14 protein-coding genes are annotated in these 20,268 nt (G+C 67.1%); 5 read left to right on the forward strand and 9 right to left on the reverse strand.

Going from position 1 to position 20,268, the window contains the following annotated elements:
• The first annotated feature begins 56 nt into the window (after positions 1-56).
• Positions 57-1,052: a N(4)-(beta-N-acetylglucosaminyl)-L-asparaginase gene (locus ACYVJ8_RS14455; protein WP_460713583.1), complete on the forward strand. Its 996-nt coding sequence runs from the start codon at positions 57-59 to the stop codon at positions 1,050-1,052.
• 13 nt (positions 1,053-1,065) lie between these two features.
• Here ACYVJ8_RS14455 and ACYVJ8_RS14460 read toward each other — a convergent pair whose 3' ends face one another.
• The 4 genes from ACYVJ8_RS14460 to ACYVJ8_RS14475 are packed head-to-tail and all read right to left on the reverse strand — an operon-like array spanning position 1,066 to position 5,270.
• Positions 1,066-1,806: a copper homeostasis protein CutC gene (locus tag ACYVJ8_RS14460; RefSeq protein WP_460713585.1), complete on the reverse strand. Its 741-nt coding sequence runs from the start codon at positions 1,804-1,806 to the stop codon at positions 1,066-1,068.
• A 22-nt stretch (positions 1,807-1,828) separates the two neighbouring features.
• Complete coding sequence (locus ACYVJ8_RS14465; protein WP_460713587.1) at positions 1,829-2,812, reverse strand: carbohydrate kinase family protein; 984 nt, start codon at positions 2,810-2,812, stop codon at positions 1,829-1,831.
• Positions 2,813-2,857: 45 nt separating this feature from the next.
• Entirely contained in the window at positions 2,858-4,129 is a 1,272-nt protein-coding gene (locus ACYVJ8_RS14470) for a sugar MFS transporter (RefSeq protein WP_460713589.1), read from the reverse strand.
• Between the two features lie 55 nt (positions 4,130-4,184).
• Positions 4,185-5,270, reverse strand: a complete 1,086-nt coding sequence (locus ACYVJ8_RS14475; protein WP_460713591.1) for a LacI family DNA-binding transcriptional regulator — start codon at positions 5,268-5,270, stop codon at positions 4,185-4,187.
• A 283-nt stretch (positions 5,271-5,553) separates the two neighbouring features.
• Here ACYVJ8_RS14475 and ACYVJ8_RS14480 point away from each other — a divergent pair, with 283 nt between their 5' ends.
• From ACYVJ8_RS14480 to ACYVJ8_RS14490, 3 genes are all read left to right on the forward strand, one after another.
• Positions 5,554-7,989: a GH92 family glycosyl hydrolase gene (locus ACYVJ8_RS14480; RefSeq protein ID WP_460713768.1), complete on the forward strand. Its 2,436-nt coding sequence runs from the start codon at positions 5,554-5,556 to the stop codon at positions 7,987-7,989.
• Positions 7,990-8,108: 119 nt separating this feature from the next.
• Complete coding sequence (locus ACYVJ8_RS14485; RefSeq protein ID WP_460713593.1) at positions 8,109-10,745, forward strand: beta-mannosidase; 2,637 nt, start codon at positions 8,109-8,111, stop codon at positions 10,743-10,745.
• A 16-nt stretch (positions 10,746-10,761) separates the two neighbouring features.
• The gene (locus tag ACYVJ8_RS14490) at positions 10,762-12,177 is read left to right on the forward strand and encodes a glycoside hydrolase family 47 protein (RefSeq protein ID WP_460713595.1); all 1,416 of its coding nucleotides are present in this window, start codon (positions 10,762-10,764) and stop codon (positions 12,175-12,177) included.
• Between the two features lie 152 nt (positions 12,178-12,329).
• Here the strand turns inward: ACYVJ8_RS14490 and ACYVJ8_RS14495 are convergent, their stop codons facing one another.
• Together ACYVJ8_RS14495 and ACYVJ8_RS14500 are read right to left on the reverse strand one after the other, a co-directional pair.
• Positions 12,330-12,560, reverse strand: coding sequence for a DUF1653 domain-containing protein (locus ACYVJ8_RS14495; protein ID WP_460713597.1), 231 nt, complete (start codon positions 12,558-12,560; stop codon positions 12,330-12,332).
• Positions 12,561-12,598: 38 nt separating this feature from the next.
• Positions 12,599-13,357 (reverse strand): SDR family oxidoreductase, encoded by a 759-nt coding sequence (locus tag ACYVJ8_RS14500; RefSeq protein WP_460713599.1) that lies wholly within the window; start codon positions 13,355-13,357, stop codon positions 12,599-12,601.
• Positions 13,358-13,455: 98 nt separating this feature from the next.
• On the opposite strand from ACYVJ8_RS14500, the gene ACYVJ8_RS14505 reads away from it, so the two are divergent.
• Positions 13,456-14,352 carry an AraC family transcriptional regulator gene (locus tag ACYVJ8_RS14505; RefSeq protein ID WP_460713601.1) on the forward strand — a complete coding sequence of 299 codons (897 nt, stop codon included), beginning with the start codon at positions 13,456-13,458 and terminating at the stop codon, positions 14,350-14,352.
• Here ACYVJ8_RS14505 and ACYVJ8_RS14510 read toward each other — a convergent pair.
• The 3 genes from ACYVJ8_RS14510 to ACYVJ8_RS14520 are packed head-to-tail and all read right to left on the reverse strand — an operon-like array spanning position 14,271 to position 20,265.
• Positions 14,271-14,786: a hypothetical protein gene (locus tag ACYVJ8_RS14510; protein ID WP_460713603.1), complete on the reverse strand. Its 516-nt coding sequence runs from the start codon at positions 14,784-14,786 to the stop codon at positions 14,271-14,273. The two genes, ACYVJ8_RS14505 and ACYVJ8_RS14510, sit on opposite strands and share 82 nt — an antisense overlap.
• A complete protein-coding gene (locus tag ACYVJ8_RS14515) occupies positions 14,783-19,795 on the reverse strand; it encodes a S8 family serine peptidase (RefSeq protein ID WP_460713605.1) in 5,013 nt (1,670 codons plus the stop codon). Before ACYVJ8_RS14515 ends, ACYVJ8_RS14510 begins: the two co-directional genes overlap by 4 nt.
• A 29-nt stretch (positions 19,796-19,824) precedes the next feature.
• Positions 19,825-20,265, reverse strand: coding sequence for a hypothetical protein (locus ACYVJ8_RS14520; protein ID WP_460713607.1), 441 nt, complete (start codon positions 20,263-20,265; stop codon positions 19,825-19,827).
• Positions 20,266-20,268: the final 3 nt, after the last annotated feature.

The following is a 20,268-nucleotide window of genomic DNA, read 5'->3' on the forward strand; positions in this document are numbered from 1 at the left end:
ACCGCCGCGTGCGACGCAACGCGCCGTCGGCACTCACCGCATCGGGAGAACACGCCATGACGAGTCGTCGCCGTTTCCTGCAATCGAGCCTGCTGTCCGCGACGGCTTTGGCGCTGCCGGCGGGCGCGGCGAAGAAAGCCGCGCCGCTCGCACGTGTCGTCTCCACCTGGGACTTCGGCGTCGGCGCGAACCAGGCCGCGTGGCAAAAACTCGCCGAAGGCGGCAGTGCGCTCGATGCCGTCGAAGCTGGCGCGCGCTGGGCCGAAGGCACGTTGTGCAATACCACCGTGGGCCACTGCGGCTATCCAGATCGCGACGGCGTGCAGACTCTGGATGCCAGCATCATGGACGGCGACGGCCGGTGCGGTTCGGTCGCGGCGCTGGAGGACATCCTGCATCCGGTCTCGGTCGCGCGCGCGGTGATGGAGAAGACGTCGCACGTCATGCTCGTCGGCGAAGGTGCGCAGCAATTCGCGGTGCAGCAGGGCTACGAGAAGCGCTCGCTGCTCACGCCCGAAGCGAAGCAGGCCTGGCAGGAGTGGCTGAAGACGGCCAAGTACCAGCCGCAGATCAATGCCGAGCGCGCGAAGCTGCCCGGCAACAAAGAGAACCACGACACCTTGGGCATCCTCGCCCTCGATGCAAGCGGTCACCTTGCCGGCGCCTGCACCACCAGCGGCATGGCGTGGAAGCTGCACGGCCGCGTCGGCGACAGCCCGATCGTCGGCGCAGGCCTGTACGTGGACAACGAAGTCGGCGCGGCGACCGCATCCGGCGTGGGCGAAGAAATGATTCGCAACGCGGCCAGCTTCCTCGTCGTCGAACTGATGCGGCAGGGCCGCTCGCCGATGGACGCCTGCCGCGAGGCCATCGAACGCGTGGTGCGCAAGCGTCCGGAAGCCAGCAAGACCCTGCAGGTCTGCTTCCTCGCCATGAATCGCGACGGCGAGGTGGGTGCCTTCGCGTTGCACAAGGGTTTCGTCTACGCGGTCTGCGACGCGGCGAAACAGGATGCCCTGCTCGACTCGCGCTCGGTGTACGCGGGCAGCTGAGTCCACGATCGCCTCATCCGTCCTGCAAGGCCGAGACGAGGCAGCGCACGGCGTCGGCGTCGGTGCGGATTTCGCCCGCACTCATGCCCAGCGCGGGATCGGCGGCATGCAGCATCGCTGAAGGCCGGGCGAACTTCGCAGAGGCGTGAAATTCGCGCGCGCCGGTCAGTTCGCGCAGCCGCGCGATATTGCCCGCGGTGATCCCGGCGCCGGGCATCACGACGATGCGGTCGCCCGCGCGTACCACCATCTCGCGCAGCAGCTCCGAACCCTCCAGCGCGCTGGATCGCGCCCCGGAGCTGAGCAAACGCTCGCAGCCCAGGGCGATCGCGTCCTCGAGCGCCCGCAGCGGATCGCGGCTGACATCGATCGCTCGATGGAACGTGACGCCGATGCCTTGCGCGGCGGCGATCAGTTCGGCGCAGCGCACGACGTCGATGTCGCCATGGACATCGAGCGCACCCAGCACCACGCCATCGCAACCCAGCGCGGCGCAGGCTTCGATGTCGCGGCGCATGGTTTCGAATTCCTCGTCGCTGTAGAGGAAGTCGCCCGCGCGGGGCCGCACCAGTACGTACAGCGGAATACGCAGGCACTCGCGCGCCTGCGCGATCTGCGCATGCGAAGGCGTGAGGCCTCCGAGTTCCAGCGCCGTGCACAGTTCGACACGCTGCGCACCCCCCGCCTGCGCCGCGAGCGCCGAAGCCACGGAGTTCGCGGCCACTTCGAGCAGGGCGGGCAGGGGCTGGGTCATGGCACCGGCGCGTGCATGCGGCTCAGATTGCGATGGTTTTCAACAGCGCGTCGACCTCGTCGCGCGTGGGCAGCGCGGCGAAGGCGCCGTGCCGCGTGACCGCCAGCGCGCCGCAGGCCGCGGCGAAGCGCAGGCTCGCCGCAAGGGCGTCGCGGTCGGCGATGAAGCTGTCCAGGCGCGCGCCATCGATATCGCGCTGCTGCAGTTGGAACAGGAGGCCGCCGATGAAGCCGTCGCCGGCAGCGGTGGTGTCGACGGCGCGCACCGGGAAGGTGTCCAACGTTCCGCCCGCACCCTGCCGCGCATGCCATCGCAACGGTGCGGCGCCGTCGGTGACGACGACCAGGCGCGCGGTCTGCAGCAAGCGTGCGATCACGGCGTCAGCCCCGCCTTGCTCATGCGCGGCGAGGTATTCCAGTTCGTTGCCGGCGAGCTTCACCAGGTCCGCGGCGGCGAGCGCCTGCCACAGGCGCGGCAACGGGTCCACGTTCGCCGACCACAAGGCCGGACGCAGATTGAGGTCGATGCTCACGATCGCGCCGTGCGCGCGGGCGCGCGCCATGCCTTCCAGCGTGGTCGCGGCGATTTCGGCTTCGGTCAGACTGTTGCTGCACACGTGGAAGACGCTCGCGCGGCGCAGCGCCTCGGGGTCGAAATCGTCGGCACGGAACAGCAGGTCGGCCGCGGGCGGGCGATAGAAACTGAAGCTGCGTTCGCCATGCGCATCCAGCGAGACGAAGGCCAGCGCGGTCTTCGCCTCGCTGGTGCGATGCACGTGGTGCGTGCCGACGCCGGCTTCTTCCAGGCTGTGCAGCAGGAAGTCGCCGAACATGTCGGTACCGAGCATGCCGACGAACTCGGCGCGGCCGCCCAGTTTCGCAACGGCGACCGCCGCGTTCGCCGGCGCGCCGCCGGCGTGTTGCACGAAGGCGCGCGGCTGACCGGGCGCGCTCTCGGTGGCGAGAAAATCGATCAGCGCTTCGCCGAAACAGATGATGTGGCCCATTGCCTGCGTCTTGTCGTTGTGTAGTGCCGCGTGTCGCTGCGGTGCTCAGGCCGCCGCGACGCGGCGCGAGCCCTTCCAGCCGTACCAGGCGATATAGGCGTAGCACAGCGCCGGCAGCACGAAGGCCAGGCGCAGGCCGGTGGTTTCGTTGCCCGTGGCCGCCTGGATCGTATCGACCAGGTGGCCCTGCAGGAACGGAATCACCGCGCCGCCGAAGATCGCCATCACTAGCAGGCTCGACGCCTTCGGCACCAGCGGGCCGAGTCGGTCGATCACCAGGGTGAAGATGGTCGGGAACATGATCGAGTTGAACAGCCCGATCACTATCACGCTGTACATCGCGGCCGGACCCGCCAGCACGTTGGTCGCGACGATCAGGGCGATGTTGACGATCGCGTAGAGCCGCAGCATTTGCCGTGGATCGAACTTGAGCAGCAAGCCGGCGCCGATGAAACGGCCGATCATCGCCGCGCCCCAATACATCGACACGAAGCGGCCGACCTTGTCCGGGGCGATGTTGCCGATATCCGGGCGCATCGCGTAATTGGCCAGGAAGCTGCCGGTCGCGACTTCCGCGCCCACGTACAGGAAGATCGCCAGCACGCCCCAGCGCACGTGCGGGTGCTTCAGCACCTCGCGGAAGGTGTGGTGCTGGGGATCCGCCTTCTCCGTGGCTTCCGCATGCGGTGGCAGACGGAACAGCGCAACCGCGATCGCGAGCACCACCAACGCGGAAGCGACGCCCAGGTACAGCGGCTGCACGGTGTGCACACGCTCGGCCGCGGGCAGCGCGGCGAGTTCCTGTGCGCTCAGATGTGTGGCACCGAGGATCAGCGCACCGCCGACCCAGGGGCCGATGGTATGGCCCACCGAGTTGATCGCTTGCGCGAGATTGAGTCGGCTGGGCGCGCGTTCGGGCGCACCCAGCAGTGCGACGTACGGGTTCGCCGAGCACTGCAGCAACACGATGCCGCTGGCGAGAATGAACAACGCCACCAGGAACATCATGTAAACGCCGGCCTGCGCTGCAGGCAGGATCAACAACGCACCGCCGCCGGCGACGAGCAGGCCGATCACGATGCCGGCCTTGTAGCCCACGCGCGCGACCACCGCGCCCGCCGGCAAGGCCATCACCAGATACGCGCCGAAGAAGCAGAACTGCACCAGCATCGCCTGCCAGTACTTGAGTTCGAACACCGACTTGAGGTGCGGAATCAGCACGTCGTTCAACTCGGTGATGAAGCCCCACATGAAAAAGATCGCGGTCACCGCCGCGAAGGCGAGCGACGCTTTGTTGCCGTTCGGTCTTGTCGTCATTCGATGTCCAACCGTGTGATCGTCGGAGGTGGAGCTGCCGGTGGGGGCGGCGCGCTCAGGAAGTGGGTGGGCAGGTGCTGCCGCGTTCGACCAGCTCCACCGGCGCGATCACGTGCACGTGATCGCCGGCGGGTTCGCGCACGCGTTGCAGGGCGAGCATCGCGGCTTGACGGCCGCGCTCGCGCGGCTCGGCGCTCATCGTGGTCAATGGCGGCGTGCTGGCGCCGGCTTCGGGAATGTCGTCGAAGCCGGTGATGGCGAAATCGTGGCCGGGATGGCGGCCGCGGCGCGCAAGTCCCAGCGCCAGGCCCAAGGCCACTGCATCGTTGTAGCAAACCGCCGCGGTGGGCGCGGGATCGCGTACGAACAGCGCGCCGGTCTGGGCTGCGGCTTCCAGTCGCGTCGGCGAGCATTCGATCGTCCACTGCGGTTCGGGCTTGAGGCCCGCTTCCGTCATCGCATCGAGGTAGCCCAGGCGGCGTTCGCGGCACGAGCTCGAATCCTGGTGCCCGCCGAAGAACGCGATGCGCTTGTGGCCAAGCTGCAATAGATGCTCGGTGGCGCGGCGTGCACCGGCGCGGTTGTCCAGGCCGAGGAAGTCATAGGCGAAGTCCGTCGGAGCGTCGCCGGTCAGCTGACGGTTGAACACCAGCAGCGGCGTCGAAGGGCCGATCGCCTGCGCGATGCGGGCGGAGTCGCTCACTTCCGCGGGCGAGAGGATGATCGCGGCCGGGTGGTATTCGACCAGCGAGGAGAGCACCGCCTGCTGGCGTTCTGCGGATTCACCGCTGCTGCCCAGGAGTGTGACGAAGCCCGCGGCGGCGAGCGCTTCGTCGACGCCCGCGGCGAATTCCGCGAAGAACGGGTTGGACAGATCGTTGACGACCAGTGCGATCGTGGACGAGGTCCGCGTGCGCAGACCGGCGGCTGCGCGGTTGTAGACATAACCCTGCCGGCGCATCTCGTCCTTGACCCGCTGGCGGGTATCCGCGTGCACCAGCGGACTATTGCGCAGGACCAGGGAGACGGTGGCTCGGGAGACACCGCAGGCCTCTGCGATATCGTTCAAAGTCACCTTGCGGTTGTTAGCCAATGGACGTCCCCCTGGAGCGCATTTTTGGATCGTTCTAGACGGAGCCATCCTGACCGTTCTGGATGCGGCCCGCAAGGGCAAAAAACGGCCTCGCTGAGGCTTGGGGCCTGTTTTTTCGGCTTCCGCACTGCAACATGCGAAGGAATGCGGCCGCCGGAGCCGGCCCAGCCTCTTGTAACTTCGCCCGCCCTTGCATTCGTCAAATTAGATCGCTCTAATTCGGGACGCCGGTCGCATTGGCGGCTCGGCGGTGTCGCGTAACGTGAATCGCCGGACGTCAGGCCGGCCCATCGGCCGGCGCATTTCCGGCTCTGCACGGGGGTAGCGAGTGTTGCGAGTCCGTCGTCATCTGCGCTGGTTGGGCTGCCTGTGCGGCATCGCCTACTTCTCCGCCCTCGCTGGCCCATCGGCCGTCGATCCGGTCGCCGAGGTCAACACCTTCATCGGCACGCAGGACGAGGGCAACACGTTCCCTGGCGCGTCCGCGCCGTTCGGCCTGATCCAGGTCAGTCCGATCACCGACCACTACGCGGGCTATCGCTACACCGACGCGAAGATCCGCGGCTTCGGTCATTCCTTCATTTCCGGCGCGGGCTGCTGGGAGCAGGGCGGCCAGGTCGCCGTGTTGCCGGTGACCGGCACGATCGGCCCTGGCGGTGACTTCGATACCAAGGGCAAGCCGGAAGAAGTCTTCGACTACAAGCGCTACGCCGCGACCTATTCGCATGCGGGCGAAGTCGGCCAAGCCAGTTATTACAAAGTGCGCCTCAGCACGGGCGCAGGCATCGACGCCGAGGCCACCGCGCTCACGCGCGCCGCCGCCGAGCGCTACACCTTCGCCGGTCAGGCGAAGGAGGGGCATGTGCTGGTCAACCTCGGCCAGGCCAACGAACGCCACGAAGTCATCGGCAGCGTCGTCAACGTCGTCGGCGACCATGCGGTCGAAGGCAAGCTGGTGACCAAGAGCTTCTGCGGGGGACGCCAGTACACGACCTGGTTCCGCATCGAATTCGACCGTCCGTTCAAGACCTTCGGCACCTGGGACGTGGAGCGCGCCGTGCCCGGCTCGCGCCAGAGCGCTGGCGCGCAGTGGCAGGTCGCCAACGGCGCATGGCTCAGCTTCGACCTGGGCAAGTCGCGCAGCGTCACCGCGATCAGCGCGATTTCGCACGTCGACATCGAAGGCGCGCGCAGCAACCTGCGCGCGGAAGGCATGCGCGGCGGCAAGCTGCTCGGCTTCGACGCGATGCGCCGGCAGGCGCAGGATGCGTGGCGGAAGGAACTGACCGGCGTACGCGTGCAGGGCGGCACGCGCGACGAACGCACGGTGTTCTACACCGCGCTGTACCACGCACTGCTGCAGCCCCTGACCGGTAGCGACGCCGACGGTCGCTATCGCGGCTACGACGAGCAGATCCATGTGGCCGATGGCTGGACCTACTACGAGTACTTCTCGCTGTGGGATACCTATCGCACGCAGAACCAATGGCTCGCGCTGACCCATCCGCAACGCGCGCGCGACATCGCCACCACGCTGCTGAAGATCCAGGAGCAGAACGGTTGGCTGCCGCGCTGGGGCTACGCCAACTTCGACACCAACATCATGACCGGCGATCCGGTCACGCCCTACCTCGTCGACCTTTGGCGCTTCGGCGCGCTGAAGGGCAACGAGCAGCAGGCCTGGTCCGCGCTGTGGCAGAACGCCACGCAATTGCCGCCGGCGGCATCGCGCAGTCAGGGCCGTGCGGGCAATGCCAGCTATGTCGCCAACGGCTTCGTGCCGTACGACCGTGCCTTCCCCTCCAAGGGCATGGACGTGGATCCGCATCACGGCGGATCGGCGACGCTCGAATACGCGTTGGGCGACTGCGCGCTATCGGTGATGGCCGGTGCGATGGGCAAGAAGAGCGAAGCCGCGACGCTGCGCGCGCGCGGCAGCAACTGGCGCCGCGTGTGGGATGAGAAGACGACGGATGCCGAACTGGGCTTCACCGGCTTCCCGCGTCCACGCACGGAAGACGGCAATTACTACGCGCCACCGGGCGGCGATTACAGCCCGCGTTCCAATCATGGCTTCCACGAAGGCACCGCGTGGCAGTACCAGTGGCTCACGCAGCAGGACGTGCCCGGCGTAATGGCGGCGATGGGCGGGCGCGAGCAGATGGCGAAGCGCCTCGACACCTTCTTCGCTTACGACGCGCTCGTCGCCGATCCGGCCGGCGCGGCGCGCAAGCAATGGGTGGTCGGTCCTTACAGCTACTACAACCAGTACCGCTACAACCCCAACAACGAACCCGATCTGCACTCGCCGTGGATGTACACGTTGATCGGCCAGCCGTGGAAGACCACCACCGTGCTGCGCGCCGCGCAGTCGTTGTTCACCAACGCCCCTAATGGCGTCACCGGCAACGACGACCTCGGCACGATGTCGGCGTGGTATCTGTTCAGTGCGGTCGGCCTGTATCCGGCGGTGCCGGGCAGCGGCGAATTCCTGCTGCACGCGCCCCGTTTCGAGCGCGTCGAGATCGACTTGGGCAATGGCCGCACGCTCGCCATCGAGGCGTCCGCCGCGAAAGCCGGCGCGCCGCAGTACGTCGCAGGCGTGAAGCTCGACGGCAAGGCGCACGAACGCGTGTGGCTCGACTGGGAACAGTTGCAGGCCGGCCCGACGCTCGACTTCGCCTTGTCCCCACAGGCGAACAGCACCGGCTGGGGCACCGCTGTCTCGGCGCTGCCGGTCTCGCACTGCGCTTCGGCGACGCCGTGATGCGCGCCGATTCGCCAACGGTCCCACGGGCGTCGGGAGCCACCGGATCGGAGCCGATACCGCTCCGGTGGCTTCCCGGCTCCCTCTAGTGCGGAGCACACCAGCGGATGCGTCGACATATGAAACGATGGCTGGCCCTGTGCCTGTGGCTGATGTCCCCCGCGGCGATGGCGCAATCGCTGGTAGCGCAACCGCTGGCGTCGGCATGGGAATTCCGTCTTTCGCCCGATGATGCGCAAGCTGCCGCGCATGCCGGTGCTACGACGTGGCATGCCGCGCGTGTGCCAGGCAACGTCCACACCGATCTGTTCGCCAATGGCCTGATTCCCGATCCGTATGTCGGCGCGCCCGAGGCAGGCCTGCAATGGATCGGCCTGGCGCAGTGGGAGTACCGAACGACCTTCACGGTCGATCGCGCCACACGTCGCCGCGCGCATGCCGAACTCGTGTTCGAAGGCCTTGACACCTTCGCCGACGTCTACCTCAACGACGAAAAGCTACTCTCGGCCGACAACTACTTCCGCACCTGGCGCATGCCGGTCGCGGGCAAGCTCAAGTCGGGCGCCAACGCGCTGCGCGTCGTCTTCCACTCGCCGATCCGCCGCCTACTGCCGCAGGTGCAGGCGATGCCGAACAAGATCGCCGGCAACTATCCCTCGCCCTACGGCGACGAGCCCAAGGACGCGATGACGGGAAACTTCGCGCGCAAGCCGGGTTATCACTACGGTTGGGACTGGGGTCCGCGCTACGTCACCGCCGGCATCTGGCGCGAAGCGCGACTGGAGAGTTGGGAGGCCCTGCGCATCGCCGACCTGCAAGTGAAGCAGCAGTCGTTGACCGACGAGGTCGCCAAGCTGGACGCCGTCGTCGCCATCGACAGTGCCGTTGCGAAGCCGGTGACGCTGGAAGTCGACATCGTAGATCCCGATGGCCGCCGCATCGACACCGTGCACCAGTCCGCGCAACTTGCGAAGGGCGACAACACGCTCGCCGTGCCGCTGCACATCGAACACCCACGCCGCTGGTGGCCGGCAGGCTATGGCGAGCAGGCGCGTTACACCTTCGCCGCGCGGGTACTCGATGGCCGCACGGAGTTCGGCGCGATGCAGCGCCGCACCGGCCTGCGCACCGTCGAGCTGCGCCGCGAAAAAGATCAGTGGGGCCAAAGCTTCGCTTTCGTCATCAATGGCGTGCCGGTGTTCGCCAAGGGCGCCAACGTCATTCCGTTCGACGCTTTCCCCGCGCGCGCCACGGTCGAACAGCAGCGCCGCGTGCTGCAATCCGCGCGCGACGCCAACATGAACATGCTGCGCGCCTGGGGCGGCGGCTACTACGAATCCGACGCCTTCTACGATCTCGCCGACGAACTCGGCCTGATGATCTGGCAGGACTTCATGTTCGGCGGCGGCATGCCGCCGGCCTACGACCCCGCGTTTCGCGCCAATGTCGTGGCCGAGGCGCGCGACAACGTACGCCGGCTGCGCAACCACCCCAGCATCGTCCTGTGGTGCGGCAACAACGAAGAAGAAACGGCATGGAAGGATTGGGGCCACGGCAAGGCATTGGCCGAGGCCGATCCGGCATTCGCCAAGCAGGTATGGGAAGGCTACGTCGCCCTGTTCGGCCACGACCTGCGCAAGGTCGTCGCCGAGGAAGGCGGTGGCGTGCCGTATTGGTCGAGCTCGCCGAGCAACGATCTGGCCGAAAAGGCCAATGACTCGAACAACGGCGACAAGCATTACTGGGAAGTCTGGGGCAACCCGGCCAAGCCCGCCGAGGCCTATCTCGACGAGACGCCGCGCTTCATGTCCGAGTACGGCCTGCAGGCGTGGCCGTCGCTGCGCACCGTACGCAGCTTCGCGGCGCCGGAAGAGCAGGGCATCGACACGCCGGTCATTCGTGCGCACCAGAAGTTCCTTGCCGGCGACGGCAACACGCGCTTGATGCTCTACGTCGAGCGCGAATACGGCATGCCGCGCGACTTCGCCGACTTCGTCTATCTCAGCCAGCTGGTACAGGCCGAAGGCATCGAGCTGGCCGCACTGCACCACCGCGCCTCGCGGCCGCGGACGATGGGCTCGCTGTATTGGCAGCTCAACGACGTGTGGCCGGGCGCGTCGTGGTCGGGGATCGACTACTTCGGTCGATGGAAGCCGCTGCATTTCCACGCGCGCCGCTTCTTCGCGCCGATGGCCGTCGCCGCGCTGCGCAAGGACGGCCGCACCGACGTCACCCTGGTGTCCGATCGCACGGCCGCGACACTGGGCGAACTGCGCACCCGCGTGCTCGACTTCGACGGCAAGGTGTATCGCGACGAACGCACGTCCGTGGGGCTAGCCCCGCTGTCCGCGATGCAGGTCGCCGCATATGCCGATGCGCAATTGCTCGGCAAGGCCGACGCGAAGCGAACGGCGGCGGTATTCGAACTCAGCATCGACGGCCGTGTCGTCTCCAGACGCATCGTCTACTTTGCCGTGGCGAAGGAACTGACGCTGCCTGATCCGGGCCTGCGTGCGCAGATCGTCGCCGATGGCGATGGCTACAGTCTCGATCTGCACGCGGACAAGCTCGCGCGCGGCGTCTGGATCGACTTCGGCGACCTCGATGCTGAGCTTTCCGACAACGCGCTGTCGCTGCTGCCGGGCGAGACGATACATCTCACGCTCCGCTCGAAGGCTTCGCTGCAAGAACTGCAGCACGCACTAACCCTACGTTCGCTCGCCGACGCCACCACCCGCGCCACCCCATCGCACTGAGAAAGGGAATCGCCGTATGAATCGTCTTCGCACCTCTTCCTTGTTCTTCGCCCTGACGCTCGCGACAGCGGGCTGCGCGCCGACGCAATCCCCCAAGACCGAAGCCGCCGCGCCCGTTGCAGCCCCCGCGGCTGCGGCGCCCGGTGCCATGACCGAGGCCGAAGCGCAGGCAATGGCCAACCGCGTGCGCGAGGAAGCCCTCCATGCCTGGCAGGGTTACTGGGCGTATGCGAAGGGCCACGACGCCCTCAAGCCCTTGAGTGCGAAGCCACACGACTGGTACGGCGAATCGCTGCTGATGACGCCGGTGGACGCCCTGGACACGCTGGTGATCATGGGCCTGAAGGATGAGGCGAACCAGGCGCGCGAGCTGATCGCCACGCAGCTGTCCTTCGACAAGGATCTCTACGTCCAGAACTTCGAGATCACCATCCGCCTGCTCGGCGGCCTGCTCTCGGGTTACCAGCTCACCGGCGACGAACGCCTACTCAAGCTCGCCGACGACCTGGGCACCCGCCTGCTGCCGGTGTTCGACTCGAAGACGGGCATGCCTTACACACACGTCAACCTGCGGACGGGCAAGGTCCGCGGCAACGTCAGCAACCCCGCCGAAACAGGGACCTTGCTGCTGGAGTTCGGCATGCTGTCGAAGCTCACCGGCAAGCCGGTGTATTTCGACAAGGCCAAGCGCGCGCTGGTCGAAACCTACAAGCGCAGCTCGAAGCTGGGCGTGGTCGGTGCCGCGATCGACGTGGACACCGGCGAGTGGAAGGACACCACCGCGCACATCGGCGGCGGCATCGATTCGTACTACGAGTACCTATACAAGTGCTGGCGCCTGTTCGGCGATGCCGAGTGCAAGGCGATGTGGGATACGAGTATCGCCGGCATCAACAAGGTGCTGGCCGATGAAGTTCGCGGCGAGCTCTGGTACGGACACGCCGACATGAACACCGGTGCGCGCAAGGAGACCGAGTACGGCGCCCTCGACGCCTTCATGCCCGCGCTGCTGATGGTGTCGGGCGACGAACAGCGCGCCCGCCGACTGCAGGACTCCGGCCTGAAGATGTGGCGTTTGAACGGTATCGAACCGGAGTCGCTCGACTACCGCACCATGCAGATCAAATGGCCGAGCTACGCGCTGCGCCCGGAAATCGTGGAATCGGCCTACTACCTGCACCACTACACGCACGACCCGAAGTACCGCGCCATGGGCAAGGAATTCTTCGATGACTTCGTGCGCAATTGCCGCACCGAGCACGGCTACGCCGCGCTGAAGGACGTGCGTACCAAGGAGAAGGAAGACTCGATGGAGAGCTTCGTCTTCGCCGAGACCTTCAAGTACTACTACCTGCTGTTCGCTCCGGAAACCGCGCTGGACTTCGACAAGGTGACGTTCAACACGGAGGCGCATCCGCTGCGGATGCCGTAGGCCGGGAATTTCTTCTCCCCGCTAGCGGGGAGAAGATGCCCGAAGGGCAGATGAGGGGCGCTTTTGCTTTTGCCGTTGCGTGACGTGGACGTCCCCTCACCCTGCGCCGCTGTGCGGCGCTGTCCCTCTCCCCGCAAGCGGGGCGAGGGGGACTACTCGACTGGTGCAAACCGGCGCACCGACCGGCCATCAACGACCACGTCCTCGCAGAACATGGCATAGGGGCGAACCCACAGCCCGCCCTCTCCATAGAGCGCCCGATAAACAACGACGGGTTCGAGCGTCTCGCTGTGCCGCGCCACAGCCGCGACTTCATAGTCGTTGCCCTTGTAGTGCCGATAACGGCCGGGAGCCAGCGAAGGAAGGGGAGGAAGCGTGGACATGGGATCGCGTCGAGTGGACTGGCCCCATTATGCAGCGGTCACGAGGCCGCCAATGCGCGCCGCTCCGCCAGCGCCACGGCATCGGCACCCGCCGGGAAATGCATTCGCGCGGAAGCATCGTTCGCCGCGCGCCACACCGTTTCCGCCACATCCGATTCCCGCGTCACCGTGCCACCTTGGGTGAACGCCGCGAAGACGCTCTGCGCGAAGGTCGCATAGGTTTCAGGAATCAGCCGCTGCATGCGCTCCTGGCCGTTGGCGGTGAATCGAGTCGTCGGACCGTAGCCGGGTTCGACCAGCTTCACCCGCACGTCGAACGCCTTCAGCTCGTGCTCCAGCGAAGCGGTGAATCCCTCGATCGCCGTCTTACTCGCGGTATAGGCCGCCACCAGCGGCATGGGCGCCAGCGTCGCGCTCGAGGTGACATTGACGATCGTCCCCGCGCGGCGTGCGCGGAAGTGCGGAATCACCGCCTGGCACATGGCCATGACACCGAACGTGTTGGTCTCGAAGATATCCCGCACGGTCGCCATCGGCGTGGCTTCGAATGCGCCGAACAGGCCGATGCCGGCGTTGTTGACCAGCACGTCGATGGGGCCGGCGGCTTCGATCGCGTGCGCGATGCTTTCCGGCCGGGTGACGTCCAGTGGCAGGACGCGTAGGGATTGCGAGGTGGGAAAGAGATCGTCGCGCGAGGTCCGCATCGTGGCGACGACCTTCCAGCCTTGCGCGAGGAAGTAACGCGCGGTTTCGAGGCCGTAGCCCGAGGAACATCCGGTGATCAGTACCGTCTTCATTGCGTGCTCCGAGTGGTGAGGGTCGGAGAGAACGATAGGTCTGGCGTCTCGGATGATCTATGGCGTAGAGTCCGTAGTTGTTTAGCGATCGTCCGGATGTGAGCGACCCCCTTTCTGAAGTCGTCCAGCTGCTGCGCCCGCGCGCCGTCTTCGCCAACCTCATCAGTGGCAAGGGGAGTTGGGCCGTCCGCTATTCGCCGTTCGGCCAACCCAGCTTTTGCATCGTGCTGGAAGGCAGCTGCCTGCTGGCGGTCGATGGGCACGCGCCCATCACCATCCGCGCCGGCGACTTCGTCCTGTTGCCGACGACGCCGGCGTTCACCATCTCCAGCTTCGCGCCGGCGCCGCCGGTCCATCGCGATCCCAACGACGTCGCCGGCGGCAGCAGCGAACTGCGCTATGGCGACCCGAAAGGCGCGCCCGACATGCGATCGCTGGGCGGTTCGTTCCTGTTCGAATGCGCGGATCCTGCGTTGCTGGTTTCCTTGTTGCCCCAAGTCGTGCATGTGCCGGATTCGGCGCGTCTGTCGCAGCTCGTGCAGATGGTAGGCGAAGAATCCGCGGGTCAGCAGCCAGGCAGCGAGTTCATGCTGTCGCGCCTGGTGGACATGCTGCTGGTCGAAGCGATGCGTTCGACGACGGCCGGCAGCGCTCCGCCAGGATTGCTGCGCGGTTTGGGCGACGAGCGATTGGCCTTCGCGCTGAAGCAGATGCACGCGGATATCGCGCGTGCGTGGACGGTTGCGGAGCTGGCGAATGCGGCGGCGCTTTCACGCTCGTCGTTCTTCGAACGCTTTACGCGCACGGTGGGCGTGGCGCCGATGGAGTATCTGCTTGCGTGGCGCATGGAACTCGCCAAGGAATTGCTGCGGCGGGGCGAGTTGTCGGTTTCGGAAATAGCGCAACGCGTGGGTTACGGGTCCACGAGCACCTTCAGTGCCGCTTTCCATCGACATGTAGGGCGAGTGCCCAGCCGGTATGCGCGTATAGATTGAGCCGCGTATCGTGCTGCCCGCAAGGCCTGTGGCGCTAGCGGCAGCAGCATTCCGATCGTCATGCCCAGCACGATCGCCGTCGAGGCCGGCACATTCGGTGACGCCACCAAGCGCGCGGCCAACGCCATTCCCAGCCACATCCCGCATTCCATCGCGCAGACGCAAACCCCGCGCCGCACGATGCGCAGCGCGCGCCCGGCACTGGCGGCGCGCGCTTCGGCGTAGAGCACGGCGCCCGCGGCCATGCACCACATGGAGGCATGCGTTGCCGGCATCAGCCGCCAGGCGCGTGCGATGAACGCCGCGGGATCCACGCCCGGCGCGGTGCACATCGCGAGCAAGGCTTCGGGCGCCACCACGCTGGTGTCGACGGCGAGGCCGGCGAGCATCGCGGCAAAGCAAGGCAGCCATAGCGTCGACACGCGGTCGTTCATTCCTCCACCAGTGCGATGTCGCCGATGACCGGTTGCGCGTTCGCCGCCGGCTGGCCCGCCGGCGCGAAGGTCACGGTGGGCCTTCCCTGCAACATGCCGGCGGCGCGCAGGCGTTCGGCGATGTCGGTGATGTCGAACGAGTGCGTCTTGCCTTCGATATTCGGGTTGCCCGGATGCGGTGTCGCGCCGAAGAAGTGCAGGGGCCCGACGAAATGGCGCTCGGCGGCCTCGCCACGCGTGCCGGGCGGCAGTTGCAGGTAGATGTAGTAGACGACGCCGGGCAGATGGTTTGCCCTGAAGTTGCGCAGCACCAGATACAGCCGCTTCGGCTGTCCCGTGTCGTCGGCCGCTTCGTGTGGTGGCCGTGCGACGGTGCGCAGGTTGACCTGGATGGTCTGGCTGCCCAGTGCGATGCCTTGCGGCGCACCCGCGCGATGGGTGACGCGCGCGGCGCGGGCGCGATCGGGTTCTTCTTCGACGGCTTCGGCCGGACCGACAGCGGAAGGCAGCGCGTCGAGGCGGTCGTAGGCGTAACCCAACGTTGCGATGGACGACACCATGCCGGCGGTGATCGAGACTTCGCGGCCGTTCTCGTCGGCGAAGGTGTAGCTCGAGTTCAACCAGGCCGGGTCGCGCGGGTTGCTGCGGCCCGCGTTGTTCCAACTGGCCCACATGCGATCGATGTTGCAGTGGTGCAGCCAGAAGATCGGGTCGGAAGCCGCCATGGAAATCGGCCCCATGGGTCCGCCGGTGCCGTTGTGCACCAGGCCGTGCGGGTTGTAATCCAGCTCGGAGTTGAAGCCAACCCGTACGCCGCGCGGGCTGAAGGACGCCATCTCGTAGGCTCGGAGGGAACTCAGCGCGGCTATCTGCTGGCCGCCGTTGATCGTGCGACCCGGGCGGAACAGTACGCGGTTGGAGGGATCGCGGAACCGTGCCGGCAGGGCGCTGGGATGCCCGAGGTAGTCCCAATACGGCAGGGTGAAACTGTCGTCCTGCAGCACGCGCCGGCAGATGCGCTCGAACAACAGTACATAGCCGCGATGCCAGGGCAGGAAGTCCCGCTCCTGCGCGGAATTGAAATGCGCCCGGCACGTACTCCACACGCGCGAGGCGAGCGTGCGCGCTGGCGATGCCGTGCCGTGGAAGGTGTCTTGCAAGGCTTGCGCACGGCCACCGGGGTGCGGCACAGCGTGCGTGTACCACTGGAAGTTCCAGCTCAACGGATTGGTATCGGGCAGCGTCATCATGCGGCGCACTGCTTCTTCGTAGCGCAGCAGCATCGCCTGGCCCTGCGGCGTGGCGACGTCGTAACGCGTCATCACGCTGGGGCGCGGTGGCGGAGTGGGCGGCTGCGGCCCCGGCCCCGGCTGCGGCGGTTGCGGTTGCGGGCGCGGCGTTGGACGCGGCGTTTCGGCGTAGCAGACTTCAACGCGGCGATTGGCGCCGGAGTCGCCGGCGATCTGTTGCGATTCGCCTTCCGATCGCGTCTGGATGCGGACGGTATTGGCGCTGCCGTGGTGCACGCGTTCCATTGCGGCGCGTAGTTCGGCGGCGACGGCGTCGGCGCGGCGCTGGCCGAGCATGAGGTTGTAGGAAGCGGTGCCTTCCGGGCTTGCGTAACCGGTGACCGAGACGCTCGCGACGCTGTCGTCGAGGATGCGTTGCGCGAGCGTTTGGATGGAACGGCGATGTTCCATCGTCAACGCGGCACTGTCGTAGCCGAAGCGATCGATATTGCGGCAGATGCCGGTGTCCTCCTTGCCGTAGGCCGAAGGCGGCGGCGACGGATACGGCGGTTGCGGATAGCCGGTCGGTGGTGGCGACGGATACGCGGGTCCCGGGTACGAAGGCGGATATGACGGTGGTTGATTCGACGGCGGCCCGTACGGCGGCGGTGCGTACGAGGGCGGCGGCGGGTAGGAAGGCGGCGGCGAGTAGGAAGGCGGTGTAGTCGGCCGATACGGAGGTGGTGTCCGCGACGGTTGCTCGTAAACCGGCGTGCGCGGCCGGTAGGGCGGCGGCGTGTGCGAATACGATGGATGCGATGGATACGAGGGCGGCGTGTGCGAATACGATGGATGCGATGGATACGAGGGCGGCGTATACGGCGGCGGCGGGCGATATCCCGGCGGCGGCTCATGCCCTTCCGCACGCAGCGCGCCCAAGGTCTGCGGGCCGACGATGCCGTCGGTCTGCAAGCCGCGCGCGGCCTGGAAGCGACGGATCGCATCGCGTGTCGCCGGCCCGTATAAGCCATCGACCACCAGCGCTGCGCCGATGCACTGGTTGAGCACGCGCTGTAGCCAACTGACGTTGGGATCGGGCGCGGTTTCCACCGACTCGCCTTCGAGCCACGCGGCGCCCGGCGCACGCGAGCGCACTACCAGGGTATCGGGCAGCACCGTCCAGTCCGGCAGGCAGACGCGGCGCGCGAAGCGCGACCAGCCGCGCTGCGGACGCGCGCCCGCTTCGACGACATGCACATAGAACCCGGGCCACGGGCTCTCCATGCGCAGTCCGTGCGCATGCGCATCCGGCTCGCTGTAGAGCGCGGGATGCGCGATGAAAGCGCCATGCGCGAAACCGCTGTCGCCGCGCCGCAGTACCAGGTCGCCCGATTGCAATGCGGTTGCGAGCCGCCGCCCCGGGCGGCCGATCACTTCGAAGTAGCGATCCATGCGCAGCCGTTGCGAAGCGCGCGTCCTGCCAGTGAGATCGTCGAACAGCGAGCGCACGGTGCAACGCGGTGGCCACTCGCGACCGACGGCGGCGAGTGTCTGCGATACGAATTCGGTGGCGTCGTCGATGCCGGCCTCGACCAGAGCCTCGGCGGCTTCGACCGGATGGGGCAGGGTTTGCTCGATCGCGGTCTCCAGCTCGCTGCTCTCCTGTTCGGTCTCGTGCTCGTGGTGGTGATGGGCGTGCGTCCGCGATGCCCCCGTGAGCGGCGACGGCACTACCTGGATCAGCGGCACGTCGGCCGGCGATGCGGTTTCCAGCGGCGAGGGCACGACCTGGATCAGCGGCGCCTCGGCCGCGTGCGATTCGAATTGCGATTCGCTTTCCATGAGCAGAGCCTCGGCATCGGGCAGGAAGACTTCCGCCTCGCCCACCGACTCGGTATGGGTGTGGCAACACGCGCACGTCGCGCAATCGTGGTCGCGGCAATGGGTGCAATCCTTGCAAGGGTCACCGCAGCAGTCGGGCTTCATGGCGTGGTCCTCGGTCGTGGACTCCGGCATCGGGGGAGGCGCGGGAGGCGGCGCCGGTGGCGGGCCGGGCGAAGGCAGGGCGAGTTCGCGCGCGCGTCGCACGGCGCCGGCGATATCGAGCACGCCGAAGCCGATCCGGTCGCGATCGTGCGGATCCACTGCCAGCCGCGGAGCGAGCGAATCGAACAGCGCACGGCGCAATTGCACGATCGGCAAACGACCGCCGGCATCGAACATCAGGGCGATCGTTCCCGCCACGTGCGGCGCGGCCATGCTGGTGCCGCTCATGCGGGTGAGCAGCGGCGCGGTGCCGGTACGCGGGTGCGAACGCGCGGCGAGCACGCGCACCCCCGGCGCCAACAGCACTGGACGCACGCGACCGTCGCGCGTGGGTCCGGAACTGGAGAACGGCGCGAGCTGCGGCTCGCGCGCGTGCGCGTCGTAGGCGCCGACGCAGAAGGTCAGGAGACCGTTGGTGATACTGCCCGTCGTGGCGCGATGGTTGGCGTTGTCCGGGAGGAACAAGGCCTGGCACGCCGCACATCCCGGGTCGCGTTCGACCCATGCGTGATAGCGGCCGTCCGACACGTCTTCGCCGCGCAACACGACGCGCCACGTGCCCGGCGGCGCGGAGGTATACAGGAACAGATGGATATGGTGGTCGTCGTTGTTCGGATCGCGCGCGGTATACAGCGTGCCGATGCGCTTGCCGTCGATCTCCAGCGATGCCTTGTCGCCTTGCCTGATATCCGCGAGGGTGCGCCCATTCGGCGCGATCACGGCGACGCTGAAGATGTCGCGCCCCGGATACCACACCTCCAGTTCGTTGGGTGTGGTGTCGCCGACGAAGACCTCGAAGCCGAGCTGGTCGGATTCGCCATTCATCAGTTGCCCGGCGCTGTGCACGTTGCGCGAGAAGTAGTTGCCGGCGCTCTGCACCACCGCCGTGCCGGGACGCGCGCGGACCAGCCAGTCGATCGCCTGTTCGACCAGCGTTGTGCCGTCGTGCGGACCGGCATGGCGGCCGATGCTCATGTTGACGACGAGCGGACGGTCGCCGGCTTGAGCCACCAGGAAATGCAGCGCCTCCAGCAAGTTGCTCGAATCGCCGAGCGGGCCGGCTTTCTCCCATCCCGCGCTGCCGAGGTGGACGAAGACGAGATCCGCGTCGGGTGCGATGCCCAGAGGGCCGCCGCTGCGGCCGTTGCCCGCGGCGATGCTCAGCACGTGCGTGCCGTGCGCACCCGCGCCGGTATCGGAGGCCGCGGGATGATAGCCAGCGGTCGCGTACGGATCGTCGGTGCGCAGCGCGGCGGTCAACAGATCGCGACCGAGCACGCGGCCGTAGCCGTACGGATTGCCATCGGGTGGGTCCGCGCGTTGGTCCCACAACGCCTGGATGCGCGACGTTCCGTTTTCCAGAATGAACTCGGGGTGCGCCAGGTCGGCACCCCAATCGATCACACCTATGACTACACCGCGTCCGCGTTGCGCCAAGCCGTCCGGCCGACGCGCATCGGTGTCTTCGACTTCGGTGGCTTCGGCGTCGCGCGGGTCGATCACCGGTCCGTACTCCAACGCCAGCCAACTCGGCGCCTTTAGGCTCGCGATCGACGGGTGCCCGTAGATCTGCCAGATCGCGGCGCGCTCGACGCGTGCCGTGGCGATCGGTCCGAAGCGCGCGACGATACGCACGCCCGGCGGCACCTCACTGGGTTCGCGCAGCCGCAGGACGATCGCCACTTCGTCGGTGGCTTCGCCAGCGGCGAGCAGTTCCTGGAGGGCGGGATCCATCGCGAGACACCGAGGCCGCGGCGCGTGCGCTAAGCCTTGTCGGCCGCAGTCCCGATCTCCTCGAAGACACTGGCGATCGCGCGCGCGATGCCGGGGTCGACGGCGGCTTCGAGATCCAAGGCCTGTACGCGATCGATGATGGCCTGCAGTGAACCGATCAACTGGGCCCGGATGTCCTCGAACGATGCTTGGCGATTGTCGGCCTTCAACTCGCGGATCTGCGCGAGGATGTATTTGTCGATCTCATCCATGTCGTGCTCCTTTGCGGGCGGTGGACGCGTGTCGGAGGGCGCGGCCTGAACGGACGCGCGATTGATGGCGTACTGGCGGGCGAGCACGAAGCCGAGCGGCCAGCCGACGCTCGCCAAGGTCACGCCGGTGGTCATGCGGTCGGAAGTCGAGGTCGCACCGACGCTGCGTGCCAGTTCGCTGCCCAGGAGTACACCTATGGGGAATGACAGGGTGTTCATGGA

This window comes from Lysobacter terrae, assembly GCF_054782215.1.